This window comes from Dyella sp. OK584 (genome assembly GCF_057787755.1).
In genome coordinates this window covers 3,490,232-3,514,616 of record NZ_CM173542.1, presented here as the reverse complement: position 1 = coordinate 3,514,616, position 24,385 = coordinate 3,490,232, and the positions used below count along the sequence as shown (strand labels likewise).

Here is a 24,385-nt window from a genome sequence, read left to right as displayed (position 1 = left end):
GATGACCGCGCCCGGGTCCTCACGATCCGGGCGCGTGCGTTTGCGGACCACGTTACCTATCCATGAAAGAATTTGAAGCCACCATCACTGACCTAAGCCATGATGGCAAAGGCGTCACACGCATCGACGGCAAGGCCGTGTTCGTCAGCGGCGCGCTGCTCGGCGAGCAGCTGAAACTGCGCATCCGCAAGCGCCACCGTCATTACGACGAAGCCGAGGTAGTGGAGCTGATAACGCGCTCGCCGCATCGCGTGGAGCCACGTTGCCGTCATTTCGGCCAGTGCGGCGGCTGCTCGCTACAGCATCTGGACGCCGAATCGCAGATCGAGGTGAAGCAGCGCGTGCTGAAGGACAACTTCGAACGCATCGGCAAGGTGGCTCCCGAGCTGTGGCTGCCGCCGCTTACCGACCAGCCCTGGTCCTATCGCCGCAAGGGACGCCTGTCCGTGCGCGCGGTGGCCAAGAAAGGGCGCGTGCTGGTGGGGTTTCGCGAAGAGAGCAACCCTCGCTTCGTGGCCGACATCAGCCAGTGCGAAGTGGTGCATCCGGCGCTGGGTCCAAAAATTGGCCTGCTTGCGGAGCTGGTAAGCAGCATGGATGCCGCCAATGAGATTCCGCAGATCGAATTCGCCGCCGGTGATGACACCGTAGCGCTGGTCTTCCGCCACATGTCGCCGCTGAGCGAGCGCGACCAGGCCGCGCTGGTGGAATTCGGCAAGCAGCACGGCTTTGCCATCTATCTGCAGCCAGGTGGTGTGAGCAGCGTGCACCCGCTGTGGCCGGAACATCCGCGACTGGCTTTCCGTATTCCCAGTGGCGATGCGGGGATCGACGACGTGGAACTGGAATTTCGTCCGCTCGATTTCGTGCAGATCAATGCAGGCATGAACCGCCGCATGATGGCGCGGACGATGGAGTTGCTCGATCCGCAGCCGGGCGACCGCGTACTCGATCTGTTCTGCGGCCTGGGCAATTTCACTCTGCCGATTGCCCGTCGCGTGGCTGAAGTGGTTGGCGTGGAGGGCGAGCACGGGTTGGTCGAGCGCGCTGCCGAAAACGCCGCGCGCAATGGCATCACGCATGCCCGCTTCGAAGTGGCCAACCTGTTCGAGGATCAAAGCCACGCGCACTGGGCAAAGCAACCGTGGGACAAACTGTTGCTCGATCCGCCGCGTGCTGGCGCCGACAAAGTGCTGGAGTATCTGCCGCACAAGGAGACCCAGCGTATTGTTTACGTATCGTGTCACCCCGGTTCGCTGGCTCGCGATGCAGGCATCCTGGTGCAGAAGCATGGCTTCCGCTTGAGCGCGGCTGGCGTGATGGATATGTTCCCTCACACCGCCCACGTGGAGTCGATCGCGTTGTTCGAACGCTAGGCCGACGTCGAAGAGAAGTAACGCCCATCTGTTGCGATTCTTCTCCGCGTCTTCCCTCAACCTCATCCAACGGTTGCATCATGGGCATCGAGATCGAACGCAAATTCCTCCTCAGCGACGATAGCTGGCGCGACGCCGCCACGCATAGCGAACGCATCGCGCAAGGCTATCTATTGGGTGCGAAGGCATTGCACGATGGCGCGGCGCGCGCTTCGGTGCGCGTGCGTCGCTCGGGCGAAACTGCCTGGCTCAACATCAAGTCCGCGCAACTGGGCATCGAACGCGCTGAATTCGAATACCCGATGCCGCTGGCCGATGCCGAGCAGATGCTCGCCACACTATGCGATGGCGTGCTGGAGAAGATCCGCCATCACGTTATCGTGGAGGGCGTGCTGTTCGAGATCGACGAGTTCTTCGGCGACAACGCCGGCCTGGTCGTGGCCGAGGTCGAGCTGCCGTCGGCGGACGCGTCGTTCCCGCGCCCGTCCTGGCTGGGGCGCGAGGTTAGCCACCTGGTGCGCTACTACAACGTCAACTTGATTGCCCATCCCTATTCACAATGGACGCAGGACGAGCGACAGGCCGCAGGAGAGCAGATGCCATGCTGATGATCGGCCTGGCTGGCACCACGCTGGCAAGTTCGGAGCACGCCTGGCTCACCGCAAAGGGCGTGTCCGGCGTCGTACTGTTCTCGCGCAACTTCGAATCGTTGGACCAGTTGATGGCGCTGGTGGACGCGATCCGTGAAGTTGGTGGTGAGGACATGCTCATTGCCGTCGATCAGGAAGGCGGGCCGGTGCAGCGTTTTCGCGAAGGCTTCACCCGCTTGCCGCCGCTGTCGGCCATCGGTGCGGTGTACAACCGGGACCCGGAAAACGCCGTGCGGCTCGCCGAGGAGCACGCGTGGGTGATGTCCAGCGAGCTACGCGCCAGCGGTGTGGATTTCAGTTTTGCGCCGGTGGCGGATCTGGCGCGCGGCAATGCCGCCATCGGTACGCGCGCCTTTCATGCGGATCCCTCCGTGGCTGCGGAGCTGGCGCAGGCTTATGTGCGCGGCATGCACCTTGGCGGCATGGCCGCGGTGCTCAAGCATTTCCCGGGGCATGGTTCGGTGGCGGCGGATACCCACAAGGCGACGGCTATCGATCCACGTCCGCTCGATGACATCCGCCGCGACGATCTGGTGCCGTTCGCGGAAAGCCTCGCCGCGCACGCCGAGGCGGTGATGATGGCGCACGTCGTCTATCCCGCCGTTGATGCACGGCCGGCCGGTTTCTCGCGGCGCTGGGTCGGCGAGATCCTTCGCGGTGAACTGGGCTTCACTGGCGCAGTGATCAGCGACGACATCAGCATGGCAGCCGCCGGTGAGGCGGGCGGTGTCGCAGCTCGCGTCAGTGCCCATCTGGATGCCGGGTGCGATCTCGTGCTGGCCTGCTTCCCGGATGTCGTGGAGGAAGCCATAGGCGCCGTGCAGGGCAGGGCAGCGGCCGCACCCGAGCGGCTGGCCGCATTACGCGGTGCATTGGCCTCCACCTGGGAAGGGCTTACCGATAACCCGCAGCGCGATCGCTTCGTCGCGCGCATCACGGCGCTCAACGCCGCCGAAGGACAAACCCCAGCATGACCACCAACACCCCTTCGCTGGCGGCGGCGCTGGCCGACGCCGACTTGCTGTTCGATCGTGCTGCCCTGGAAAGCGTCATTGCCGACTTGGGGCGCCAAGTCGATGCAGCGCTTGATGGCGAGCGGGCGGTGTTCCTCACCGTAATGAATGGCGCGCTGATCTTTGCCGGTCATCTGGCCCTGGCGATCCGCACCGATATGGAATTCGACTATGTGCACGCCACGCGTTATCGCGGCGCCACTTCCGGCAGCGAACTGCATTGGCTGCGCGAGCCGGCGGCAGACCTGAAGGGGCGCACGGTGCTGCTGGTGGACGACATCCTCGATGAGGGTCATACGCTGAAGGCCGTGCGCGACGACTGCCTGCGGCGCGGCGCCCGCCGCGTGCTGATCGCCAGCCTGTGCACCAAGCAGCATGACCGCCTGGTGGAAGGCATTGCTTCCGATTTCAATGGTGTCGAGTTGCCGGATCGCTATGTGTTCGGCTTTGGCATGGACTATCACGAGCAGGGACGTAACCTGCCGGGCATCTACGCATTGAAGTAAGCCGATCATCCACCGCGGAGCGCGAGCATGAACATACTGGGTATCTCTGGCAGCCTGCGGCAGGCCTCATTCAACACCGCGCTGCTGAGTGCCGCACAGGAACTGGCACCGGCGGGGATGAACATCGTCATTCATCGCCTGCACGGCCTGCCGCTGTTCGATCAGGACGTGGAAGAGCAGGGCGATCCCGCGCCGGTGACGGCGCTGAAGGAAGCGATCGATCGGGCGGACGGCCTGCTGTTCGCCTGTCCGGAATACAACGGCGGCATCACTGGCGTGCTGAAGAACGCCATCGACTGGGCCTCCCGCGTCGGTAAGTCGCGCCAGGCGGCCGCGCTGACCGGCAAGACGGTGTGCATCGTCGGCGCCAGTCCCGGCATCACCGGCACCGTGCGCGCCCAGGACCAATTGCGCCAGATATTGCGCCGCGCTGGCGCCCGCAGCGAGCCGCAGGGCGACGTGCTGGTGTTCCAGGCGCACACCAAGATCATCGAAGGGCGGCTCGCCGACGAGCGCGCGCGTGATGCGTTGGGTCGCCATCTGCAGGGATTCGCCGACTGTCTGACCATGACGGCGAAGCACTTTTAATTCGAAAGCAGGAACCAACCGTGACTATCGATCTCGCCGTCATTGGCGGCAGCGGCTTGTACAACTTCCCCGGCCTGGAAAACACCGAGCGCCACAGTGTGGATACGCCGTTCGGGACGGCGTCGGGTGACGTGGTGATCGGTGATTTCGCCGGTCGCCGGGTGGCCTTCCTGGCTCGTCACGGCGAAAGCCACACCGTGCCTCCGCACCGCGTGAACTATCGCGCCAACCTGTGGGCGCTGCATTCGCTGGGAGCCCGCCGCGTCATTGGCGTGAACGCGGTCGGCGGTATCCGTGCCGACATGGGGCCACGGGTGATCGTGGTGCCTGATCAGATCATCGACTACACCCACGGGCGCTACACCAGCTTTTGCGATGTTGAGGGTGCCGAGGTCCGGCATATCGACTTCAGCGAGCCCTACACTGAATCGCTGCGTCGGGCGCTGATCGCAGCCGCCCATGCGACGGGCATTACGGTGATCGACGGTGGCTGCTATGGCGCCACCCAGGGGCCGCGCCTGGAGACCCGGGCGGAAATCGCCCGCATGAAGCGCGATGGCTGCGACCTGGTCGGCATGACCGGCATGCCCGAGGCGGTGCTCGCCCGAGAGCTCGAACTGGAGTACGCCTGCCTGGCCCTGGTCGCCAATTTTGCTGCCGGCTGCGGTGACGAGGCCGAGATCAGCATCGAGGAAATCTTCGCCCATCTGGCCGCCGCGACCGCCGAAGTGCCCCCCATCCTTGGCCATTTGCTCAAAAGCTGAGCAATACGTTCGGTTTTGATCGTGGAAAAAGGGCGACCATATTGCGCTTTGCCATAAAACATGTTGATACTTCCGTTGTGCCAGGGGCGGCGGACCAAGGGGTCAAGGTGGTTCAGTGCTTTCCGTGGTGCATCCAGTCCATGATTCAGAGGTTCACGCAATGCGTTTCGGTACGGTCAAGTGGTTCAACGACGCCAAGGGTTTCGGCTTCATCGCGCCTGAGGACGGTGGGGAGGACGTGTTCGTCCACTTTTCGGCGATCAACTCCAAGGGCTTCCGTAGCCTGCAGGAAGGTCAGCGCGTGAAGTTCGAAGTCACCACGGGCCCGAAGGGCGCCCAGGCTTCGGGCGTCGAGATCGCTGGTTGATTTCGGCGTTCCGGCGCGCGCGCCGGTCATCGATGTAAGAAAGAAGCCCCGCGTCGCAAGACGCGGGGCTTCTGTTTTTTAAAACGGCGTAACTGGAGTAGGTGATGGCAGACCGTAGAGATTTCCTGAAAGCCTCCATGCTGGGCGCGTCGGCTTTCGCGCTGGCCGGCAAGGCAGGTGCAACAGGGGCGGTGACGGGTAAGGGCGCCACGGGCGCACGCGTCATTTCTACCTGGGACTTCGGCGTGGCCGCCAATCAGGCGGCCTGGGCGGTGCTAGCCAAGGGTGGCAACGCGCTGGACGCCGTGGAAACCGGCGTGATGGTGCCGGAGGCGGACCTGAAGAACCACAGCGTGGGTCGCGCCGGTTATCCCGATCGCGACGGCCATGTGTCGCTCGACGCCAGCATCATGGACGCCGAGGGCAACTGCGGCGCGGTGGCCGCGCTGGAACATATCGCGCATCCGATTCAGGTGGCGCGCCGGGTGATGGAACGCACGCCGCACGTGCTGCTGGTGGGCGATGGCGCATTGCAGTTCGCGATAGAGCAGGGCTTCAGGAAAGAGGAGCTGCTCACGCCCGAGTCCGAGCAGGCGTGGAAAGAGTGGCTGAAGACGGCGCATTACCAGCCCTCGGTCAACAGCGAGGTTCGCGACTACGGCAAGACGGGCATGCCAGGCGGCAAGGACAATCACGACACCATCGGCATGCTGGCCATCGATGCACACGGTCGCCTCGCTGGCGCCTGTACGACCAGTGGCATGGCCTGGAAGTTGCGCGGTCGTGTGGGCGACAGTCCGATTATCGGCGCGGGCCTCTATGTCGATGGCGACGTGGGTGCCGCTACCTCCACTGGCGTGGGTGAGGAAGTCATCCGTAATGTCGGCAGCTTTCTGGTGGTGGAACTGATGCGCCAGGGGCGCTCACCGCAGGAAGCCTGTCGTGAGGCTGTCATGCGCATCGTCAAGCGTAAGCCGAAGGCCTCGAAGGACCTGCAGGTGGGTTTCCTTGCCATGAATCGCGAGGGCGATGTGGGGGCGTTCGCGATCCAGCCGGGATTCTCCTACGCGGTATGCGATGCGAAACGCCAGGACGGATTGCTGCCCTCCAAGAGCGTGTTCTGAGATGGCAATGCGTTTGCTCGAAGTGGCGGCCAACTCGCTGGCGTCGGCAATGGCCGCGCAAGCGGGAGGGGCTGGTCGCATCGAACTGTGCACGGGGCTGGAGCTGGGAGGGCTGACACCCTCTTACGCACAGATCGCGCTTGTGCGCGAGCGAGTGCATCTGCCGTTGTACGTGTTGATCCGTCCTCGTGCCGGCGATTTTCTCTACAGCGATTCCGAGATCGAGACGATGCAGCAGGACGTCGAGGCCTGCGCATCGCTTGGTTGCGATGGCGTGGTGTTCGGCGTGCTCGATGCCGATGGCGAGGTGGATATGGTCCGCTGCGGCGCCCTGGTCAGTGCTGCTGGACGCATGGGCGTGACATTCCACCGTGCGTTCGATCTGGTGCGGGACCAGGCACGCGCACTGGAGGATGTCATTGCGTTGGGGGCAGAGCGGGTACTGACTTCAGGTGGGTGGCGTTCGGCCGTACAGGGCGCGGCGGCTATCCGCGCACGGGTCGAGCAGGCGGGAAGCCGAGTGGTGGTGATGCCTGGCGCCGGCATTCAGCCCGGTAATATCGCCGCCCTGGCCGCAGACACGGGCGCGCACGAATTTCACGCGTCGGCCAAGCGCAGCTTGGTGTCAGGCATGCGTCATCGCCATGGCAACAGGTTGGACATGGATGCCGGTGAAATTCGCACCGATGCGGACGAGGTGCGCGCGCTGGTCGATGCGCTCAAATCCATCTGAGTATTGGCGCACCGTGCCAGCCGTGCATGGGCACGTACCAGCACTTCAGGCCGTGAACTGCAGCCGTGCCAGTTCCGCGTAGAGTCCGCCCTCGGCCAGCAAACTCTGATGCGTGCCCTGGGCCACGATGCGGCCACCGTCCAACACGACGATGCGATCGGCGCGCTGCACGGTGGCGAGGCGATGGGCAATCACCAGCGTAGTGCGGCCCTTCTCCAGTCGCTCCAGCGCCTGCTGGATGGCAGCCTCGGACTGGGCATCCAGCGCCGAGGTGGCTTCGTCGAGCAGCAGTAGCGGTGCGTCACGCAAAATCGCGCGGGCGATCGCGATGCGCTGCCGCTGCCCACCGGAGAGACGCACGCCGCGCTCGCCCAGTTCCTCGTCGTAAGCCTTGCCCATGGCGCTGATGAAATCGTGCGCTTCGGCAGCGCGGGCTGCCTCCCGCACTTCTTCGTCGTCCGCATCCTGCCGGCCGAACCGGATGTTGTCCGCGGCACTGCCGCCGAAGATCACGGTTTCCTGCGGCACCAGTGCAATGGCGCCGCGCAGTTCGGGCAGGGCCAGTGCGCGCAGGTCGACGCCATCGAGAGTGATGCGTCCGGTCTGTGGATCGTAGAACCGCAGCAACAGCGCGAAGACCGTGCTCTTGCCTGCGCCGGATGGACCGACCAGTGCGACGGTTTCGCCAGGCCGGATCGCGAGATCGAAGTCGTACAACGCTGGCGCATCCGGGCGCGTTGGATAATGGAACTTCACGTTCTCGAAGTGCAGCGCACCTTGCATTGGTTTGGGCAGTGGCGAAGGTTGTGCCGGGCTGGTGATCTCGGCGCGCTCCTCGAACAATTCGCCGATACGCTCCATCGCACCCGCCGCGCGCAGCACGTCGCCCCACACCTCGGAAAGGCCCGCCAGCGAACCTGCGGCGAAGATCGCGTACAGCACGAACTGGCCCAGCACGCCCGCACCCAAGGTTCCAGCCAGCACGTCGCGGGCGCCGGCCCACAGCACCAGCGTGATCGCGCCGAAGAACAGCACGATCACCGTGGCGGTAAGCATGGAACGCATGCCGATGCGCTTGCGCGCTGTGGCCAGTGCGCGGGTAATGGCGCTGCCATAGCGGGTGCTCTCGATATCCTCGCGGGCATAGGCCTTTACGGCAGGGGCCGCATTGAGTGTTTCGTTGGCAATGGCGGCGGTGTCGGCAAGGCGATCCTGGCTGGCGCGCGAAAGTTTCTGCACGCGACGGCCAAACACCAGGATGGGCAGCATCACTGCCGGAATCACCAGCGCGGTGAGGCCAGCGAGGCGCGGGCTGGTCCATGCCATCATGGCGGTGGCGCCCAGCAACATCACGGCGCTGCGTAACGCCACCGAGATGCCCGAACCAATTAGCGCCTGGATCACTTCGGTGTCGGTGCCCAGGCGTGAGATCAGCTCACCCACGCGGCTGCGTTCGAAGAAGCCCACATCGAGCCGGATCACGTGTGCATACAGTTTCGCGCGGAGCGATGCCAATGCGCGCTCGCCCAGCAGCGTGATGCAGTAGTAGCGGGCGGCGGTGGCGAAAGCCAATACCAAGGCCACGCCGAACAAGCCGAGGAAGGTGGCATTGATGGCGGCGGCGTTCGAATGTCCAAAGCCCTGGTCGATCATGTGCCGCACCGCCATCGGCAGCACCAGCGTCGCGGTGGAGGAAATTCCCAGAAACACCAGCCAACCGAAAGCCAGCTTGCGATGCGGCTTGAGGAAGGGCCACAACTGCATCAGCGGGCCTAGGCGGCGTGCGGGGCGCTGGGTGTCGGCGGTTTCGCTCATGAGATCCTGTCGTCGGCATCCGCGCCGGATCGGCGCATGTCCTTCAAGGTGGGGCGGCCTGACCCCGATTCAATCCAGTCGCCGCGCCTCGTAGCGGCCGCGGCTGATATCGGTGACGCGCGCCTGCGCTTCGTCAACGCGGTTGGCAGGAAGTTGTATCTCTAGCTCGACGCCATCGGCGCCGAAGTTCTCCTGCATCACTTCCGCGTCCAGTTCGCGCAGCCGGGCCTTGAGCAAGGCCAGATCGGCGAAATCGCAATGGAGGCCAAGTCGCGCCATGGCCACGATCGGCACACGCTCGGCGCGGCGCAGGCACTCCGCAGCCGTGCCGCCGTAGGCCCGCACCAGCCCGCCTGCACCGAGCTTGATGCCGCCGTACCAGCGCGTCACCACGACCACGGCGCGGTCGATGCCTTGGCCCTCGATGGCCTGCAGGATGGGCCGGCCGGCCGTGCCACCGGGTTCGCCGTCGTCGTTGAAACGGTAGTCCTGGCCGATGCGGTACGCCCAGCAGTTATGCGTGGCGGCCAGGTCGCCCACCAGCCGCACGAAGGCAAGCGCCTGCTCGGGTGTCTGCACCGGTGCGGCCTGGGCGAGAAAGCGGCTTTTCTTGATGTCCTCGCTGTGCTGGAAGGCGGTGGCGAGGGTGTACAGCGTGTCACTCATGATCAGGAAGCTGGTTTCGCAAGTCGTCGGGCAAAGACACGTCCGGATGCGCCCGCTGGAAGGCGGTGAGTCGTTGCAAGGCTTCATCACGACGCTGCTGAGCGAAAAGCTGGCGGATCTTGTCGAGTTCCTGGGTAGGCGTATCGGCGGCGTTGACTGCCGTGGAATCGCGCACTGGCGACTCGGCGCGCATGGGCGCAGCCATGGCCTTCGCCGCGATGGCATCGCGGTTGCCGTAGCCCGCTTGCGGTTCGGGCGCTGGCACTGGTTGTAGCGATGGTGCGGGTGCGGCTTCCTGTGCAGCCATGACCATCGGTGCCGATGCGGCGGCTGGTGCCGCGGCCTGCTGTGCTATCGAGGCGGGGGCGATCACTCGCGGCTTGAGCGCGGAGCGGATGGACTCCCTTGCTTGCTGTGGGTTGTTCTTGGCGCGTGATTCAGGCGCCGCCGCGGGGGCCGCGGTTTGTTCTGCAAGTGTGCCTGCCGCTTGATTGGCGCTGTTTGCCGTTGGCGCGGAAAGGGCCGCAGCAGGCGGAGATGTGAGGATCGCCGCTGCGCCTGGAGCAGGCGCAGGCGGCAGGCTCGACGGTTGCTCGTGCAGGCGCCAACTCACTCCGGCCGCGAGCACCAGCACGGCGGCGCTCGCGGCGGCCACCGGCCAGCGCGGCATGCGCCTGCCTGGGCGCACCGCATCGGCGGCCGCGCGTCGCACGGCCTGGTCAAGTGCCGGCGCGGGCTCCTTGCGAGGCAGGCTGCGGTACAGCGCCTTGAGCTCGTTCTCGCCGGGCAGCGGTTCGTTATCGTGGTGATCGTGCGTGTTCATTCGGCCAACTGTTCGCGCAATCGGTTCATGGCATAGCGCAGACGCGACTTCGCAGTCTCGCGCCCCACGCCGGTGACTTCGGCAATTTCCTCCACACTCAAGTCGTTTTCCAGCCGCAACAACACGGCAGTGCGCTGCTCGTCGGGCAACGCCTCGATCGCGCGTTGCAGCCTGCGGCGACGTTCGAATTCCGACAATACGTGCTCAGGCTGCTCATCGCCGGGCCCGGCCAGGTTGTCGAGCGCGTACTCCGCTTCCTCGCCCGTGGCGACGGGGCGTTTACGTCGATAGCTGTCTATCAGCAGGTTATGCGCAATCTGCAGCAGCCACGTACTGAACTTCGCCTGGGGCGTGTAGCGCGTGCGTGCTGCAACAACGCGACTCCAGGTTTCCTGAAACAACTCCTCGGCCAGCCCCGGGTCACGCGCGCTGCGCAGCAAGAAGCGGTAGAGCGTGCCGCGATGGCGCGCGTACAGCGCATCGAACGCGGACAGCTCACCCTGCGCATAGGCGAGCATCAGCGTTGCATCGTCGTCCACCGTGGCATCCATGAGCGGCGAGGTTAAGCCAAATCGCCAGATCGGGTAAGCACCGAACACGGCGATCGAGTGATTGGGCATGGCTGGCTGGCCTGGGGTGATATCAGTGAAACGCAGCGCATCGCGACATGGGGTTGATTTGGAGGATGGACCTATGGGCCGTCATTTCGGTGAAAGCTGGAATCCAGTGTCTCTTCAAGGTATTGAAGTCGCTGGATCCCAGCTTTCGCTGGGACGAGGAGCAAAAACGCGCAGCTCTTCGTGGTCCCTTCAGGTGATGATCGCGCCTGCCAGCGGCTGGCTGAAATCCTCGGGTTCGAGCTTCTGAGTCAGGCGGAACACGCCCTCGTGCACCTTGCGCGGCAGCACCACGTCCAGCACGGTGGTCTGGTGCGGGCCGAGGGCATCGAAGAGGTCTGCGTCGGCGGCCATGCTGGCGGCAGCGTGGTGCACCAGCCCGGAAAGATCGACCGGCTCCACGCTGGCGCTGTAGGGGCGATGTCCCGCTACAGCGGCGCGCAGCGTCTTGCGACTGTTGTCAGGGTCGGCCACGCGATCCGTGCCTTCAAGCAAGGCGTGATTGAGGAACAGCGAAATCACATTGGCGTGGAGACTATTGGCCTGGCGATCGAGCATGAAGCCCTGGGGCATCCAGTCGGGATTGGGCGGCGTGCCGGCGTTGAGCAGCAGGCGGCTGCCGATCAAAACCTCGCCACTTTCGTCGGTGAGTCGCAGGATCAGCATGCTGCGTGGGTCGTGGATATGTACACGTGGCGAAAACGGTCCGACGGGTTCCAGTTCCACGTCGTGGGCATCGCGTTCGGCGTTGTCCGCGTCGAACGCATCGCACAGCTGCCGGTAGTCGTCGAGATTCTTCACCTGCAGACAGCGCAGCAAGGCATCCAGGGTGGCCTGCGGAGCGGCGGCCATGATGCCCTGATTGGTGCCCGAGTGGGATGCGCCAGGTATGAGCTTGAAGGCCGTGCGCGGGGCTTTGGTGAGATGCAGTGCCAGTACGTCGCTGGCCGCAGAACCTTCGTGTGCTAGCACCGCATGGCACGCATTGAGATTGGCGGCAGCAATGCGCACGACGCCATCGGAACCATCTTCGCCCGTATAGCTATTGATGTGGTCGTACAGCGCGCGATCGGGACGATCACCCGCCAACACGAACAGATATTGCCCTCTCTGGGCGGGGTCATCGCTGTGAATGTGGTCGAGGTTGAGCGAAAGCGATTCGGCGCTGCCAAGCTCCAGCCAGTCGAGAATGCGTTGCCCCGGTTCGATGCCACCTGCCGATGCGCGCAGCCGGCCGAGCGCACTCTTGCCGAGTTGCGCCAGCGCCGAACCGAAATTGGCAGGTGCCAGCATCATCAGGTGACTTAACCGCATGGTGCTGAAGGCACCGGGGCGCTCGCGTTGTGCCCGCAACCATTCACGCACGACCGGGCCGCCAGTGGAGTGGGTGACGCAGGCGAAGCTCGCGTCCAGCAGATGCAGGTCGCGCAAGGCGTGATCGAACGCGCGCACCACGTCTTGCATGGTCACCGCATCATCAAAGCTCACGTATTCGGAAAGCCAGATATCGGCGGTATCGAGCATGACGCCCTGCGCGGCGGCCTCTTGCTGCAATCGCTGTGGCAGGGCGCCATAGGTCGAGGTGTTGGTGACGCTCCAGCCGTGCACGAAGACGAGGGTTGTCATGACCGGGTTCCATGCTGTGCGTGGGGTGTCGCGAGCCCGATGGCGGGCGAGTCCATCGGCAATGCTGACCTGCCGTAGGTACTATCGCCCTGCGTTGTGGTCAGGCCCTAAGATGCCACGACTTTCCACGGACCAGGGAACCCCATGCTCTCCGTCCTGTTTGCGATGCTGCTGGCGGCAGCGTTGTTGTATCGATGGCGTTGGCGCCGGACCGGCCATGCGCTGGTCGCGTTGACGGTGGTGCTGTTCTTCGGCATTGGTTGCGGTGCTGTGCCGCGCCTGCTGGTGCGTAGCCTTCAAAGTCCGTATGACGTCGAGCCGAAGATCGACTGGGCCGCGCGCAATGTCATTGTGCTGCTGGGCGGCGGCACCGTGGTGGCGGGTGACGAGCCGCTGCAGCCGTCGTACTTCGCCGATGGGCGTGTGCTGCGCGCGGCGCAGCTCTATAACGAATGCAAATCGACGGGCAAGGAATGCCACGTGCTGGTGACCGGGGGCGATTCGCAGAGTCATGGCGAGGCGGAGTCGGTCGTGTACGGCCGCGCCTTGCACAAGCTGGGCATTCCGGAGGCAGACCTGTCCTACGAGACGCGCAGCATGACGACCTGGCAGAACGCGCAGTTCAGTCGTCCCATGCTGGTCGAGCAGGCTCCAAATCACCTAGTGCTGGTGACCTCGGGCATTCATCTGCACCGGGCACTGCTGTACTTCGCGCATTTCGGCATCACGCCGCAACCGGTCGCTGGCGACTGGGTCAACACGCGGCGGGAATTCCTGCCCGATTCGTGGAACTACCTGCTGACGGATGCCGCGATGCACGAGTACATCGGCATCCTGCGTTATCGCGTCTACAACATGATGGGTTGGAATGCGCCCAAAGCGGCACCGCTGACGCCGTGATGCGGCGCGATCAGGCGTTCATTTTCCAGCCAGCTACGGAGCGCAGTTCCGCGTAACCTTGCGCAGCCTCTGTTTCCGACGGCTTCTGATGGACCCCAATATGACGAACTCACCGCACTCTCGTGCGGCGCTTCCGCTCGCCCCTTCGCTGGACCCGGCACTGGCTGCCGCGCATATGCCGCGGCAGTTTCGTCCGCTGGGATGGCGCGTGGTCTGGATTACGGCGCTGGCCATGGCGCTTGGCGGCCTGGTCGCCCTGGTGGCGCGTGCGCTCACCGCCTTGATCGGGCTGGTGACCAATCTTGCCTTCTATGGACGCTGGAGCACCGACTTCAGCAGCCCCGCAGGTAATCACCTCGGCCTTTGGGTCATCGCCGTGCCGGTGCTGGGCGGACTGGTTGTAGGCGCCATGGCGCGTTGGGGATCGAGGGCGATCCGCGGCCACGGTATTCCCGAAGCAATGGAACAGGTGCTGCTCAACGAGAGCCGCATTCCGCCGCGCATGACCTGGCTGAAGCCCGTGTCGTCGGCCATCGCTATCGGCACGGGCGGGCCATTTGGCGCGGAAGGTCCGATCATCGCCACCGGCGGCGCCTTGGGTTCGTTGTTAGGCCAATGCCTTCATGTGACTGCTGACGAGCGCAAGACCTTGCTTGCGGCAGGTGCAGCCGCGGGCATGGCTGCAGTGTTCTCCGCGCCGATCTCGGCAGTGCTGTTGGCCCTTGAGCTTCTGCTTTTCGAGCGTCGTGCACGTTCGTTGATCCCGGTGGCACTGGCGGCGGTGATCGGCACCGGCGTGCGTTACGTGCTTGAAGGCAATGCGCCGATGTTTCCCATGCCGGCTATGGCCGCGCCGACGTTGGCGGCTTTGGCCGCCTATATGGCCATGGGTCTGTTGACGGGCGTGGTCAGCGTGGGCGTCACGCGGCTCACCTATGCCATCGAGGATGGTTTCGAGAAGCTCCCCATTCACTGGATGTGGTGGCCGGCCATCGGTGGCGTGATGGTGGGAGGGGTTGGCTACGTCATGCCCGCCACGCTGGGCGTGGGCTACACCAATATCGCCGCGGTGCTCGGTGGTCAGATAGGGCTGGGCGCCATGCTCGCGCTGTGCCTGCTCAAGCTGTTGTCATGGTCGGTGGCGCTGGGCAGCGGTACGTCGGGTGGCACGCTGGCTCCGCTGTTCACCATCGGCGGCGCCATGGGCGGCGTGCTTGGTTTGGTCTGCGCGACATGGACGCCATGGCTCAACGTGGACCCGCATGTGGCGGCGTTGGTGTGCATGGCGGCGATCTTCGCCGGCGCGTCGCGTGCTTTCCTCACCTCGGTGGTGTTCGCCTTCGAGACCACGCAGCAGCCACAGGGTCTGCTGCCGTTATTGGCAGCATGCGCAGCGGCGTACCTGGTATCGGGACTGATGATGCGACACACAATCATGACCGAGAAGATCGCCCGCCGCGGCGTGCATGTGCCGACCGAATACGCAGCAGATCATCTGGAGCGTATCAGCGTGGGTGAAGCGTGCAGCCGAAACGTGGTCAGCCTGCGGGCGTCGCAGCGACTGCGCGAAGTGCGCACCTGGTTGGCCACCGAAAGTACGACGACGCGCCACCAGGGTTTTCCCGTGCTTGGCGAGGAAGGCCAGTTGCTTGGTGTGCTCACGCGTCGCGACCTTTTGGGCGCGGCAGTGGACGAAGACGCGGCCATAGGCACCCTGCTGAAACGTCCGCCACTGGTGGTTCGCGAAGATCACACTCTGCGTGAGGCTGCCGATCACATGGTCGAGGCGGATGTCGGCCGATTGGTCGTGGTCAGCGGGGAAGGGATGCAGCCGATGGTTGGCATCATCACCCGCGGTGACCTGCTAGCCGCACATGCACGCCGCCTGCGCGAGGCGCGCGAGGTCAGTCGGCATCTCGGCCGCAAGGGCGCGGTCTAGGGCCGCGCCCTTGCCATGCCTGCTCAGGCCGTCTGCTTGAGCGAAGCGATGTCGATCACGAAACGGTACTTCACGTCGCTTTTCAACATGCGCTCGTAGGCGTGGTTGATGTCCTTGATATCGATGACCTCGATATCACTGACGATGCCGTGCTCGGCGCAGAAGTCGAGCATTTCCTGCGTCTCGGCGATGCCGCCGATGGCGGAGCCGGAAATCGAGCGACGGCCCAAAACCACCATGCCAGCCTGCACCGGTGGTTCGATCGGCGTAAGCAGGCCGACGAGGCACAACACGCCATTTAGCGCGAGTGTGGTGAGGTACGGATTGAGGTCGTGCTCTGTCGGAACCGTGTCGAGGATGAAATCGAATTGACGCGTGACGGCGGCCATCTGCTTCGGGTCGGTCGACAGCACAACATTGTTCGCGCCAAGGCGACGCGCTTCGGCTTCCTTGCCCGGCGTACGGGTGAACAGCGTCACGTCCGCACCCATCGCCTTGGCGAATTTCAGGCCCATGTGGCCCAGGCCGCCCAGGCCGATCACGGCGACCTTGCTGCCCTTGCCGATATTCCAGTGGCGCAGCGGCGACCAGGTGGTGATGCCGGCGCACAGCAGTGGCGCAGCGGCCTTCGGGTCGAGCTTGTCGGAGATGCGCACGACGAACTTGTCCGACACCACGATGTGCTCGGAATAGCCGCCGAAGGTCGGCAGGCTGTCGCGACGGTCGGTATCGTTGTAGGTCCAGGTGGCGCCTTCCTCGCAATACTGCTCAAGGCCTGCGTTGCACGAGGCGCAGTGCTGGCACGAATCGACCATGCAGCCAACGCCAACCATGTCGCCGACCTTGAAGCCGGCCACCTTGTCGCCTACCGAACTGACACGACCGATGATTTCGTGGCCCGGCACCATCGGGTAAATGCTGTTGTGCCATTCGTTGCGGGCCTGATGAATGTCCGAGTGGCAGACGCCGCAGTAGAGAATGTCGATCACCACGTCATCCGGCCGCGGATCGCGGCGCTGAAACTGGTGGGCGGCGAGCGGCGTGGTGGCGGATTGTGCGGCGTAACCGCGAATGGAGAGAGCCATGCGTAACTCCTGGTGAGGCGGGGACAGCGAAGAAGGCCAGTATGGGCGCCCCCTTGCGGCCGCCGGTAGCCGAATCCTGCGAAATGCTTGCCCGATCCTGCAAGGATGGGTGTCGATCACTCGCCATGGCGTGGAGGAACAGGCAATCTAGAGCAGTTCGTTTCCTGGCAAAATCCATGAGCAGCAAGTCATACAGCCATTTCCCGATGTCGCGCCTGGAGCAGGATCGGGAGGAATTGACAGCCATCGTTGAACGATTGACTCCGTCCGAGGGCGTGCACGACACGCCCTGGCCCGCGCTCAACCTGTTTCGCGCCAATTCGCCGAGCGTGCCAACCTGCGCCATGTACGAGCCGGGTCTGGGCCTCGCGTTGCAGGGGGCTAAGCAGATCCTGCTGGGGCAGCAATCTTTTGTGCACCAACCGGGGGCGTATCTCGTCACTTCGGTGGATGTGCCAGTGTCGGCGCAAGTGGTGCGTGCTTCCGCAGCCGAGCCCTGCCTCTGCCTCACCTTCCAGCTGGACGTGCAGCGCATCCGCGAAATGCTGCCGGAGGTGACGTCCGCACGCGCGACGACGACCTCCATGCAGGGGCTGTCGCTGAGTCCGCTGGATGGCGGTTTGCTCGATACTCTGCTGCGCTTGGTGCGTTTGCTGGATGCACCACACGATCTGGCCGTGCTCGGGCCGTTGATCGAGCATGAGCTGCTCTATCGGTTGTTGACCGGCGAGCAGGGCACGCGGCTCGCACAGATCGCTACCTCGGGTAGTCAGAGTCACCAGGTGTCGCGCGCCATCGACTGGCTGCGCAGGCACTACGACGAGACATTGCGTATCGAGGAGCTGGCGGGCCGCGTCAACATGAGTGCGTCGTCGCTGCATCACCATTTCCGTGCGATCACGGCGATGAGTCCACTGCAATATCAGAAGCAATTGCGCCTGCACGAGGCGCGACGTTTGCTGCTGGCCGAGCAGTGCGATGTCGCCACCGCAGCACATCGCGTGGGCTACGAAAGCCCTTCGCAGTTCAGCCGCGAATACAGCCGGCATTTCGGCGCACCGCCGCTGCGCGATGTCTCAAGGCTGCGCCTGGTCGATACGGACTCCGCGGCGTAAATATTCGATAGCTCGCCCATCGGCGTTGCTTCCCCTGGGCGGGAAGTTACCCGATCGACATTGTTGGGCTTGCCGCTGGCTGCCGATTCGCCCTGCGAACGGAAAACCCGTGGCGGATGTGCGCCGGCAGAGCGATGATGCGCGGACATCATCGCCGAAGGACCGTCCTATGAAGGGTTTCCGCGTTGTGTTCATGGCCAGCCTGGCCTCGCTCTTGTTCTTCTCCGGGGTAGCTGTGCGAGCCTCCCAGGACACTCCCAAGGCACAGCAAGGCGCCACTAATCTCTCGGGCCTGCACGACTTCGATTTCCTCGTGGGCGACTGGCGTGGTCACCACCGCAAGCTCAGGGAAAAGCTGGCCAACAGTCACGACTGGGAAGAGTTCGCCGGCACCCTCAGCATGCACAAGCTGATGGACGGCTATGCCAACGTCGACGACAACCTGTTCAGCACGCCCGAAGGTGCTTACCGCGGCGTGGGTCTGCGATCCTACGATCCGAAGACCGGGCAATGGGCCATCTGGTGGCTCGATGGAAGAAACCCGTTTGGTGAGCTCGATCCCCCTGTGAAGGGGCATTTCGAGCATGGCGTCGGCACGTTCTACGCCAACGACACGCTCAGGGGAAAGCCAGTGCTTGTGCGGTTCGTCTGGTCGAAGATCACACCGACATCGGCACACTGGGAGCAGGCGTATTCCCCCGATGGCGGGAAGACCTGGGAAACCAACTGGATCATGGATTTCCAGCGAGTGGCGCCGTAGTTCGGTTTGGCGTTCCGCTGTTACGCGCAGCCAGCGGTCCTCTCGTTCCAATGCAGTGTCGCGCGCACGGGAGCCTGCGTGCGCGTGATTTTCCATCGCAATTCCCGATGCTGACTTCGCAAGGGCTTGCCCGTGCCGAACGGCACTGGTGGCGCCGGTCGGCTTGCCGCTTTTATGTGGATTGCATCTGGCAGGTGTCCAGGCTGCGCTCCTGTGGCGCGGTGGGGGATGTGCTTGCCGGTGGCGTTTTGCTTCCGTTCGTTTGACCTTTGCGTGAGATATCCGATGATCCGTGATCTGCCTGTTCGAGGTCGTGTAGTCCGCTTGGGACACCGTGCCGCCTGGTGTGCCGCTTTGTTTGCCGCCGGCGTGGCGCTTTCGCCGTGGTCGCCCGCCGTGGCGGCCGATGCCAAGGACGCCAAACCGGCTGCCGAAGCTGGTGCCGAGAAGAAATCCGATATCGACCTGCCGCCACTGCCGGCGGACAAGACCATCAAGCAAAGCGTGCGCGTGGGTAGCCGTACGGTGTCCTACGAAGCAACCGTGGGCACGATCCCGGTGCGCGATGCCAAGGGCAAGAAGATCGCCGAGGTGGTGTACACGGCCTATACCGTGCCGGGCAACGATCCGCATCGTCCGGTGACGTTTGCGTTCAATGGCGGCCCGGGTGCGTCCTCGGTGTATCTCAACATGGGCGCCATCGGCCCCAAGCGCATCCAGTTCGGCGTGGATGGCGACGCGCCTTCCGATGCGGCGATCACCAAGGACAATCCCAACACCTGGCTCGACATGAGCGACCTGGTGTTCATCGACCCGGTCGGCACCGGCTTCTCGCGTTCGCTGGAAGACGATGACAAGACCAAGAAAGATTTCTACTCCACCGAAGCTGACATCAAGTACCTCTCTCGCGTGGTGTACGACTGGCTGGTCAAGCACGGTCGCCTGCGCGCGCCCAAGTACGTGATGGGCGAAAGCTACGGCGGTTATCGTGCGCCGCGCATCGCCTATGAGCTGCAGAGCCGCATGGGCGTGGGCGTGAACGGCCTGGTGATGGTGTCGCCGTATCTCGATCCGGCCGCCATCGGTGATGGCGATGCGCTGTCACCGCTGCCGTGGATGATCAACCTGCCGTCGATGACGGCGGCACACCTCGAAGCGCAGGGCAAGCTGACGCCTGGCGCGATGTCGGATGTCGAGAGCTACGTTCGCACGCAGTTCGTCACCGACTTCCTGGCCGGACGCTCTGATCCGAGCGCCATCGGGCGCATGGTGCAGAAGGTGTCGACTTATACGGGCCTCGATCCGGCGGTCGTTTCCAAGCTCGACGGCCGTGTCGATATCGGCACCTATCTGCGTGAAGTGCACCGTGCCGACAAGAAGATCGGCAGCGTGTACGACTCCAACGTCACTGCGTTCGATCCGTTCCCCGGTTCGGCCGAACGCAAGTCAGGCGATCCGATTCTCGAGGCGCTTCTCGCACCGACCACCAGCGCGATGGTGGACTTCATCACTCGCGAAGTGGGCTGGAAGACGGACGCACACTACGAGGCGTTGTCGTACGCCGTGAACAAGGCGTGGGATCGTGGCGATGCCGACGACAAGCCGGTGGCCGACCTGCGCAAGGCGATCGGCAACGACTCGAACATGAAAGTGCTGATCGTTCACGGCTATAACGACCTGTCGTGCCCGTTCTTCACTTCGCGTCTGATCATTGACCAGATGCCGAGCTTCGGTCAGCAGCAGCGCGTGAAGCTCTCTGTGTATCCGGGTGGCCACATGTTTTATAGCCGTTCCGGCAGCGCGGAGGCTTTCAAGGCGGATGCGGCAGCGCTCTACGGAGTCAAGTAAGTCGCGCAGACAGCTGAGTCCGAGCTGCGTCTCCTACCGGAGACGCAGCTCGGATGTGTCATGCGTTGATGATCATTTCATGGGCTGAGATCAGCCGGCGGCCGCACGACATAACCCAGGGACTTGAGCTTGGCGAGATAACCGTCGGGCGCCATCACCTGTTCGATCGACAGTATGGCGACAGTGCGCCTGTTGCGTGTTAGGGCGTCTTGCGCAGCCGAGAGCCAGGTGGTTTCGATGCGCTGGGGCAGGTCCGGGATATTGAGCTGATGCTCGAAGTCGCCATTGATGGCGGCAACCACGCACGGTTCGTAATGGGTTTGCTCCACCAGGCTCTGCAGCGTCTTCGTATCTCCCGTGGCCCAGGCGTTGGCGCGCATGGTGAGCTTGGGCAGGTCGTTCTCGAGCAAGCGCATGGTCTCGTCCAGACAGGCGATACCTTGCTGCTGGTCCTTGTCCGCGCCGCTGGTGGCAGCAGGCGCATGCGAGATGATCAGCTCGTATCTCACCCCGATGACCCGGGTGCCATGCTTGTGCGCCAGCTTCTCCACCATGCCCGCGATGTCGGTGTCGTTGGTCAGGCCGCTTGCATTGAGGGCTTTGTCATACAGTTGCTCGGCCACGATGATGGGGCGCATATACTCATAGGCATCGTCATCACCCAGATACTCGTGCTTGAGCACTTTCCATCGCTCATACACGTCCGGGGCCAGCAGTTTTTGCAAGGTGGCGCCGCCCGGGTTGAGGCGTGCAGCAGGCTGCAGGGCGAGGCGGGAAAACAGGCTGGACGGCATCTTCAGGTGGGCCGACGGTGCCTCCAGCAGTTCCGATGAACGGCCGAGCGCCTGTTCAAGCTGGGTCCATTGCCACTCGGCGTGCCTGGGCAGCGGCGACAGTGTTCCGATCACCCATAGCACATGGTCGCCCTTGCGTACCTCCCAAAGCGCGGGCCCCGGCTGCTCGCCGCGCACGGTAATCGCCTGGAGTTCAACGGCCTTCTCGGGTGTTGCGGCGGTGGTGGCTATGGCCGGCGCTTGAGTCGACTGTGCCCAGGCAGGTGTCGTGGCGAGCAGGGCGGTGAGGCAGACGGCGGCTTTGACGAGCATCGGAACTCTCCTTGGCAAACCGATCGGGCACGCGTCTATACGGGTAACGCCTATGACCAGATTGTACGGTCACCTTTCGGCTAAACGACATGTGTCCTCGTACAACGGCCAAAACCCGCGCAGGTGCACGGGTTTCCCGTCTTGGCGTCCTGTCAATCGTGCGCGAAGACCCGTCAAGCTACGGCTGGATGCGTATCCGGGAAACGGCACGCTTTACCAGCGCCTGTTCCAGTGCTTGCCATTGGTCGCGATGGACGCCGTGCTTGTCCAGTTCCTTGGCGGTGAGCCCGGTCGGCGCCAGGTCCTCGCCATAGATGATCATCACCTCGTGGCGCTTGGCGGCATCCGGCAGATGCACCAGCCGGACATACATGCCATCAGTCGGCAGTTTGTATCCCTTGCGCTCGACAAGGGCATGGGCGTGGGCGGTGTCCGAATCCGGGGTCACCGGCTCGTTCGCGCTCTCCACCCACGTATCCAGATAGAAGTCGGTGCCGGCGATGGTGATATGGCGCGATGCGTCGTAGTTATGGTGCAGCTCTGGTCGCTCGGGGACATAGGCCTCGAACTGGATCCAGTAGAACTGCGTTATGCGGCGCTGCGCGTCGGCTTCGGCGAACAGGTGCATTTCGCAATCGTCATAGCCACCCAGAATCCAGCGGTCGGCGCCAAGATAAGTGGCGGCCGCAGGCATGCCGATCTGGATTTTTGGCTCGCTTGTGGAGATCACCGTGTTGCCGGCGACCTTGCGCACCGGTTCCATGGCATGGGCTGGCAGCAGGAGGCTCGCAAGCAATAAGGCCAGGACGTATTTCCACATGACGTTGTCTCGCTGTCGTTGAGGGCTCGCGGTGAGTCGTCCATCGGGGACTGTCACCAACAGACTGAACCAGAGCAACGAGCGTGCCATCGCAAAATGCCGGCTGCGACGCGGCGCTGGCGCGAAGTGAGGCGTCCGCGGTCACAGGTGCGGACGTCCGCGCGGTCACATCCGATGGTGGCAACGGACAACGCACCCCGCTGCACGGTCAGGCGCGCTGCATTCCCTGTCCGCGATGATCAGGATTCTCGCACCACCATGAGGCGCACTTCGGTCATGTCTTCGATAGCGCTGCGCACGCCTTCGCGACCGATGCCGGAAAGTTTCGATCCACCGTAAGGCATGTTGTCCACGCGGAAGCTGGGCACGTCGTTGACGATTACGCCGCCTTGTTCCAATTCGTTCCATGCACGCATGGCGTGGGCGAGGCTGTCGGTGAAGATGCCGGCCTGAAGGCCATAGTCCGAATCGTTGACCATCGCCACCACCTCGTCGAAGGTGCGGAACGGGGTGAGCAACGCAAACGGGCCGAACGCCTCCTGCCGATGCGCCTTGGCGCTGGTGGGCACGTTCTCCATCAGTGTGGCCTCCAGCATGGCGCCGTCGCGTTTGCCGCCGCACAGGATCTTGCCGCCACCCTTGCGTGCCTCCTCGATCCAGCCTTGCAGGCGTTCGGCGGCGGCTTCATCGATCATGGGGCCTAGGAAGGTGTCCTTCTTCTTCGGATCGCCCGCCTTGAGCTTCTTCACGGCTGCGACCAGGCGCTTCTTGAGTTCGTCGTAGAGCGATTCGTGCACGTAGATGCGCTGCACGCTGATGCAGCTCTGGCCCGACTGGTAGAACGCGCCGAACACCAGGCGATCGATCACGTGATCCATGCGCGGGCCCTGGTCGGCGTCAATAATGCACGCGGCATTGCCGCCAAGCTCCAGCGTCACCTTCTTGTGGCCAGCGCGGGCTTTCAGATCCCAGCCGATCTGGCTGCCGGTAAATGAAAGCAGCTTGAATCGCGGGTCTTCCACCAGCGGGTTGGCGTGCTTGCCATCGAGCGTGAGCACGGAGAATGCGCCCTTGGGCAGGTCGGTTTCGGCCAGCACCTCGCCAATGATCAGGGCGCCGATGGGTGTGCGTTCGGCGGGCTTGAGCACGAATGGGCAACCAGCGGCGATGGCCGGCGCCACCTTGTGCGCTACAAGGTTGAGCGGAAAATTGAATGGCGTGATGAACGACAGCGGACCCAGCGGTACGCGCTTGGTATAGCCGTGATAGCCGTCCAGGCGCTTGGCGAGTTCCATGTTGAAGGTTTCGCCGTTGACGCGCACCGCTTCCTCGGCCGCGATGTTGAAGGTTTCGATCAGGCGCGTGACTTCGCCATCGGAATCCTTGATCGGCTTGCCTGCTTCCACGCATAGCGCATAGGCCAGCTCTTCACGTCGCTCGGTAAAGCGCTGGGCGCAATGCCGCAATACCTGTTGGCGCGCCCAGGGCTTGAAGTCGCGCATCGGTGTGGTCGCTTTCACCGCGGCGGCGATGGCTTTCTCAGTGGCTTTCGCATCCGGCACGGCCACGCGCGTGGCCACCTTGCCGCTGTACTTGTCCAGCACATCCATCGTTTCCTTCGACGTCTGCGGCTGGTTGGCGAGATAGTAGGGGTAGCTTTTTGCGAGCATGGGAGACTCCAACGATCAGACGGCTGCGCTGAGCCGGCGGATCTCTACGTTGAGGATGTGGTGATTGTCCGAATAGTCGATGGCCAGGTCGATCAGATGCACGCCGCCAGCGTCGAACGCACGCTTGAGCGTCGGCGGGAATTCAGCGGCGCTGGCGGGCCGATGGCCGTGCGCGCCGTGTGCTTCGGCGAAATTCGCGAAATCGGGATTGCTGACCTCGCCGATAAGGAGCCCCCAGGTAGCCGCCATGAATTCGGCAGCTTGTTCGTGGCGCGTCACGATGAGTCGTATCGAGGAATTACGCAGCGCTTCGACCAGGTCCAGATTCTCCTCGCCGTGCACACCAAAAATGCTGTGCACGCCTTCGGCTTCCAGTGCCTTCACGAACAGTGCTGCTGCTTTCATGCCGCGCTCCTGAGATCGAGGCGCGCAGGATGCGACACGGGTCGTTCACATCGCGTGAGCCGAAACGGG

The 24,385-nt window shown here is 63.7% G+C and carries 24 protein-coding genes; 14 read left to right on the top strand and 10 right to left on the bottom strand.

What is annotated here, in order from left to right:
• Positions 1-62: 62 nt before the first annotated feature.
• The 9 genes from rlmD to AC3CBN_RS15865 all read left to right on the top strand — a co-directional run bounded on the left by rlmD (position 63) and on the right by AC3CBN_RS15865 (position 7,121).
• Positions 63-1,376: a 23S rRNA (uracil(1939)-C(5))-methyltransferase RlmD gene (rlmD, locus tag AC3CBN_RS15905; protein WP_488633971.1), complete on the top strand. Its 1,314-nt coding sequence runs from the start codon at positions 63-65 to the stop codon at positions 1,374-1,376.
• An 80-nt stretch (positions 1,377-1,456) separates the two neighbouring features.
• Complete coding sequence (locus tag AC3CBN_RS15900; RefSeq protein WP_488633970.1) at positions 1,457-1,984, top strand: CYTH domain-containing protein; 528 nt, start codon at positions 1,457-1,459, stop codon at positions 1,982-1,984.
• Positions 1,978-3,000, top strand: a complete 1,023-nt coding sequence (gene nagZ, locus AC3CBN_RS15895) for a beta-N-acetylhexosaminidase (RefSeq protein WP_488633969.1) — start codon at positions 1,978-1,980, stop codon at positions 2,998-3,000. The genes AC3CBN_RS15900 and nagZ overlap by 7 nt, the downstream gene beginning before the upstream one ends.
• Positions 2,997-3,545, top strand: a complete 549-nt coding sequence (locus AC3CBN_RS15890) for a hypoxanthine-guanine phosphoribosyltransferase (protein WP_488633968.1) — start codon at positions 2,997-2,999, stop codon at positions 3,543-3,545. The genes nagZ and AC3CBN_RS15890 overlap by 4 nt, the downstream gene beginning before the upstream one ends.
• Before the next feature lie 27 nt (positions 3,546-3,572).
• Positions 3,573-4,133, top strand: coding sequence for an NADPH-dependent FMN reductase (locus AC3CBN_RS15885; RefSeq protein ID WP_488633967.1), 561 nt, complete (start codon positions 3,573-3,575; stop codon positions 4,131-4,133).
• A 20-nt stretch (positions 4,134-4,153) separates the two neighbouring features.
• The gene (locus AC3CBN_RS15880) at positions 4,154-4,897 is read left to right on the top strand and encodes an S-methyl-5'-thioinosine phosphorylase (RefSeq protein WP_488633966.1); all 744 of its coding nucleotides are present in this window, start codon (positions 4,154-4,156) and stop codon (positions 4,895-4,897) included.
• Between the two features lie 160 nt (positions 4,898-5,057).
• Positions 5,058-5,264, top strand: a complete 207-nt coding sequence (locus tag AC3CBN_RS15875) for a cold-shock protein (protein WP_026633225.1) — start codon at positions 5,058-5,060, stop codon at positions 5,262-5,264.
• 104 nt (positions 5,265-5,368) lie between these two features.
• The gene (locus tag AC3CBN_RS15870) at positions 5,369-6,388 is read left to right on the top strand and encodes a glycosylasparaginase (protein WP_488633965.1); all 1,020 of its coding nucleotides are present in this window, start codon (positions 5,369-5,371) and stop codon (positions 6,386-6,388) included.
• Position 6,389: 1 nt separating this feature from the next.
• Positions 6,390-7,121 (top strand): copper homeostasis protein CutC, encoded by a 732-nt coding sequence (locus AC3CBN_RS15865; RefSeq protein ID WP_488633964.1) that lies wholly within the window; start codon positions 6,390-6,392, stop codon positions 7,119-7,121.
• A gap of 45 nt (positions 7,122-7,166) precedes the next feature.
• Here AC3CBN_RS15865 and AC3CBN_RS15860 read toward each other — a convergent pair whose 3' ends face one another.
• The 5 genes from AC3CBN_RS15860 to AC3CBN_RS15840 form a co-directional block, all read right to left on the bottom strand.
• Positions 7,167-8,936, bottom strand: a complete 1,770-nt coding sequence (locus tag AC3CBN_RS15860; protein WP_488633963.1) for an ABC transporter transmembrane domain-containing protein — start codon at positions 8,934-8,936, stop codon at positions 7,167-7,169.
• A 69-nt stretch (positions 8,937-9,005) separates the two neighbouring features.
• Positions 9,006-9,602: an IMPACT family protein gene (locus tag AC3CBN_RS15855; RefSeq protein ID WP_488633962.1), complete on the bottom strand. Its 597-nt coding sequence runs from the start codon at positions 9,600-9,602 to the stop codon at positions 9,006-9,008.
• Complete coding sequence (locus AC3CBN_RS15850) at positions 9,595-10,425, bottom strand: hypothetical protein (RefSeq protein ID WP_488633961.1); 831 nt, start codon at positions 10,423-10,425, stop codon at positions 9,595-9,597. The genes AC3CBN_RS15855 and AC3CBN_RS15850 overlap by 8 nt, the downstream gene beginning before the upstream one ends.
• Positions 10,422-10,976 (bottom strand): RNA polymerase sigma factor, encoded by a 555-nt coding sequence (locus AC3CBN_RS15845; RefSeq protein ID WP_488636752.1) that lies wholly within the window; start codon positions 10,974-10,976, stop codon positions 10,422-10,424. The genes AC3CBN_RS15850 and AC3CBN_RS15845 overlap by 4 nt, the downstream gene beginning before the upstream one ends.
• A gap of 258 nt (positions 10,977-11,234) precedes the next feature.
• Positions 11,235-12,668 carry a lipase family protein gene (locus tag AC3CBN_RS15840; protein ID WP_488633960.1) on the bottom strand — a complete coding sequence of 478 codons (1,434 nt, stop codon included), beginning with the start codon at positions 12,666-12,668 and terminating at the stop codon, positions 11,235-11,237.
• 144 nt (positions 12,669-12,812) lie between these two features.
• On the opposite strand from AC3CBN_RS15840, the gene AC3CBN_RS15835 reads away from it, so the two are divergent.
• Positions 12,813-13,568 (top strand): YdcF family protein, encoded by a 756-nt coding sequence (locus AC3CBN_RS15835; RefSeq protein ID WP_488633959.1) that lies wholly within the window; start codon positions 12,813-12,815, stop codon positions 13,566-13,568.
• 175 nt (positions 13,569-13,743) lie between these two features.
• A complete protein-coding gene (locus AC3CBN_RS15830; protein WP_488636751.1) occupies positions 13,744-15,507 on the top strand; it encodes a chloride channel protein in 1,764 nt (587 codons plus the stop codon).
• A 23-nt stretch (positions 15,508-15,530) separates the two neighbouring features.
• Here AC3CBN_RS15830 and AC3CBN_RS15825 read toward each other — a convergent pair whose 3' ends face one another.
• On the bottom strand, positions 15,531-16,592 hold the full coding sequence (locus AC3CBN_RS15825; protein WP_488633958.1) for an NAD(P)-dependent alcohol dehydrogenase: 1,062 nt from the start codon (positions 16,590-16,592) through the stop codon (positions 15,531-15,533).
• A gap of 176 nt (positions 16,593-16,768) precedes the next feature.
• Between AC3CBN_RS15825 and AC3CBN_RS15820 the strand changes: the two genes are divergently transcribed.
• The 3 genes from AC3CBN_RS15820 (at position 16,769) to AC3CBN_RS15810 (ending at position 20,315) form a co-directional block, all read left to right on the top strand.
• Complete coding sequence (locus tag AC3CBN_RS15820; protein WP_488633957.1) at positions 16,769-17,707, top strand: AraC family transcriptional regulator; 939 nt, start codon at positions 16,769-16,771, stop codon at positions 17,705-17,707.
• Positions 17,708-17,876: 169 nt separating this feature from the next.
• On the top strand, positions 17,877-18,467 hold the full coding sequence (locus AC3CBN_RS15815; protein WP_488633956.1) for a hypothetical protein: 591 nt from the start codon (positions 17,877-17,879) through the stop codon (positions 18,465-18,467).
• 285 nt (positions 18,468-18,752) lie between these two features.
• Positions 18,753-20,315: a S10 family peptidase gene (locus tag AC3CBN_RS15810; protein ID WP_488633955.1), complete on the top strand. Its 1,563-nt coding sequence runs from the start codon at positions 18,753-18,755 to the stop codon at positions 20,313-20,315.
• A gap of 77 nt (positions 20,316-20,392) precedes the next feature.
• Here AC3CBN_RS15810 and AC3CBN_RS15805 read toward each other — a convergent pair whose 3' ends face one another.
• From AC3CBN_RS15805 to AC3CBN_RS15790, 4 genes are all read right to left on the bottom strand, one after another.
• Positions 20,393-21,421 carry a TraB/GumN family protein gene (locus tag AC3CBN_RS15805; protein ID WP_488633954.1) on the bottom strand — a complete coding sequence of 343 codons (1,029 nt, stop codon included), beginning with the start codon at positions 21,419-21,421 and terminating at the stop codon, positions 20,393-20,395.
• 178 nt (positions 21,422-21,599) lie between these two features.
• Positions 21,600-22,241 carry a hypothetical protein gene (locus AC3CBN_RS15800; RefSeq protein ID WP_488633953.1) on the bottom strand — a complete coding sequence of 214 codons (642 nt, stop codon included), beginning with the start codon at positions 22,239-22,241 and terminating at the stop codon, positions 21,600-21,602.
• A 239-nt stretch (positions 22,242-22,480) separates the two neighbouring features.
• On the bottom strand, positions 22,481-23,911 hold the full coding sequence (locus AC3CBN_RS15795) for an aldehyde dehydrogenase family protein (protein WP_488633952.1): 1,431 nt from the start codon (positions 23,909-23,911) through the stop codon (positions 22,481-22,483).
• A 15-nt stretch (positions 23,912-23,926) separates the two neighbouring features.
• A complete protein-coding gene (locus AC3CBN_RS15790; protein ID WP_488633951.1) occupies positions 23,927-24,316 on the bottom strand; it encodes a thiamine pyrophosphate-binding protein in 390 nt (129 codons plus the stop codon).
• Positions 24,317-24,385 lie beyond the last annotated feature (69 nt).

Excerpts from the sequence above, each read along its gene's own strand:
- rlmD (WP_488633971.1), top strand. The coding sequence starts at position 63 with ATGAAAGAATTTGAAGCCACCATCACTGACCTAAGCCATGATGGCAAA.
- AC3CBN_RS15900 (WP_488633970.1), top strand. The coding sequence starts at position 1,457 with ATGGGCATCGAGATCGAACGCAAATTCCTCCTCAGCGACGATAGCTGG.
- nagZ (WP_488633969.1), top strand. The coding sequence starts at position 1,978 with ATGCTGATGATCGGCCTGGCTGGCACCACGCTGGCAAGTTCGGAGCAC.
- AC3CBN_RS15890 (WP_488633968.1), top strand. The coding sequence starts at position 2,997 with ATGACCACCAACACCCCTTCGCTGGCGGCGGCGCTGGCCGACGCCGAC.
- AC3CBN_RS15885 (WP_488633967.1), top strand. The coding sequence starts at position 3,573 with ATGAACATACTGGGTATCTCTGGCAGCCTGCGGCAGGCCTCATTCAAC.
- AC3CBN_RS15875 (WP_026633225.1), top strand. The coding sequence starts at position 5,058 with ATGCGTTTCGGTACGGTCAAGTGGTTCAACGACGCCAAGGGTTTCGGC.
- AC3CBN_RS15870 (WP_488633965.1), top strand. The coding sequence starts at position 5,369 with ATGGCAGACCGTAGAGATTTCCTGAAAGCCTCCATGCTGGGCGCGTCG.
- AC3CBN_RS15865 (WP_488633964.1), top strand. The coding sequence starts at position 6,390 with ATGGCAATGCGTTTGCTCGAAGTGGCGGCCAACTCGCTGGCGTCGGCA.
- AC3CBN_RS15860 (WP_488633963.1), bottom strand. The coding sequence starts at position 8,936 with ATGAGCGAAACCGCCGACACCCAGCGCCCCGCACGCCGCCTAGGCCCG.
- AC3CBN_RS15855 (WP_488633962.1), bottom strand. The coding sequence starts at position 9,602 with ATGAGTGACACGCTGTACACCCTCGCCACCGCCTTCCAGCACAGCGAG.
- AC3CBN_RS15850 (WP_488633961.1), bottom strand. The coding sequence starts at position 10,425 with ATGAACACGCACGATCACCACGATAACGAACCGCTGCCCGGCGAGAAC.
- AC3CBN_RS15845 (WP_488636752.1), bottom strand. The coding sequence starts at position 10,976 with ATGGATGCCACGGTGGACGACGATGCAACGCTGATGCTCGCCTATGCG.
- AC3CBN_RS15840 (WP_488633960.1), bottom strand. The coding sequence starts at position 12,668 with ATGACAACCCTCGTCTTCGTGCACGGCTGGAGCGTCACCAACACCTCG.
- AC3CBN_RS15835 (WP_488633959.1), top strand. The coding sequence starts at position 12,813 with ATGCTCTCCGTCCTGTTTGCGATGCTGCTGGCGGCAGCGTTGTTGTAT.
- AC3CBN_RS15830 (WP_488636751.1), top strand. The coding sequence starts at position 13,744 with ATGCCGCGGCAGTTTCGTCCGCTGGGATGGCGCGTGGTCTGGATTACG.
- AC3CBN_RS15825 (WP_488633958.1), bottom strand. The coding sequence starts at position 16,592 with ATGGCTCTCTCCATTCGCGGTTACGCCGCACAATCCGCCACCACGCCG.
- AC3CBN_RS15820 (WP_488633957.1), top strand. The coding sequence starts at position 16,769 with ATGAGCAGCAAGTCATACAGCCATTTCCCGATGTCGCGCCTGGAGCAG.
- AC3CBN_RS15815 (WP_488633956.1), top strand. The coding sequence starts at position 17,877 with ATGAAGGGTTTCCGCGTTGTGTTCATGGCCAGCCTGGCCTCGCTCTTG.
- AC3CBN_RS15810 (WP_488633955.1), top strand. The coding sequence starts at position 18,753 with ATGATCCGTGATCTGCCTGTTCGAGGTCGTGTAGTCCGCTTGGGACAC.
- AC3CBN_RS15805 (WP_488633954.1), bottom strand. The coding sequence starts at position 21,421 with ATGCTCGTCAAAGCCGCCGTCTGCCTCACCGCCCTGCTCGCCACGACA.
- AC3CBN_RS15800 (WP_488633953.1), bottom strand. The coding sequence starts at position 22,241 with ATGTGGAAATACGTCCTGGCCTTATTGCTTGCGAGCCTCCTGCTGCCA.
- AC3CBN_RS15795 (WP_488633952.1), bottom strand. The coding sequence starts at position 23,911 with ATGCTCGCAAAAAGCTACCCCTACTATCTCGCCAACCAGCCGCAGACG.
- AC3CBN_RS15790 (WP_488633951.1), bottom strand. The coding sequence starts at position 24,316 with ATGAAAGCAGCAGCACTGTTCGTGAAGGCACTGGAAGCCGAAGGCGTG.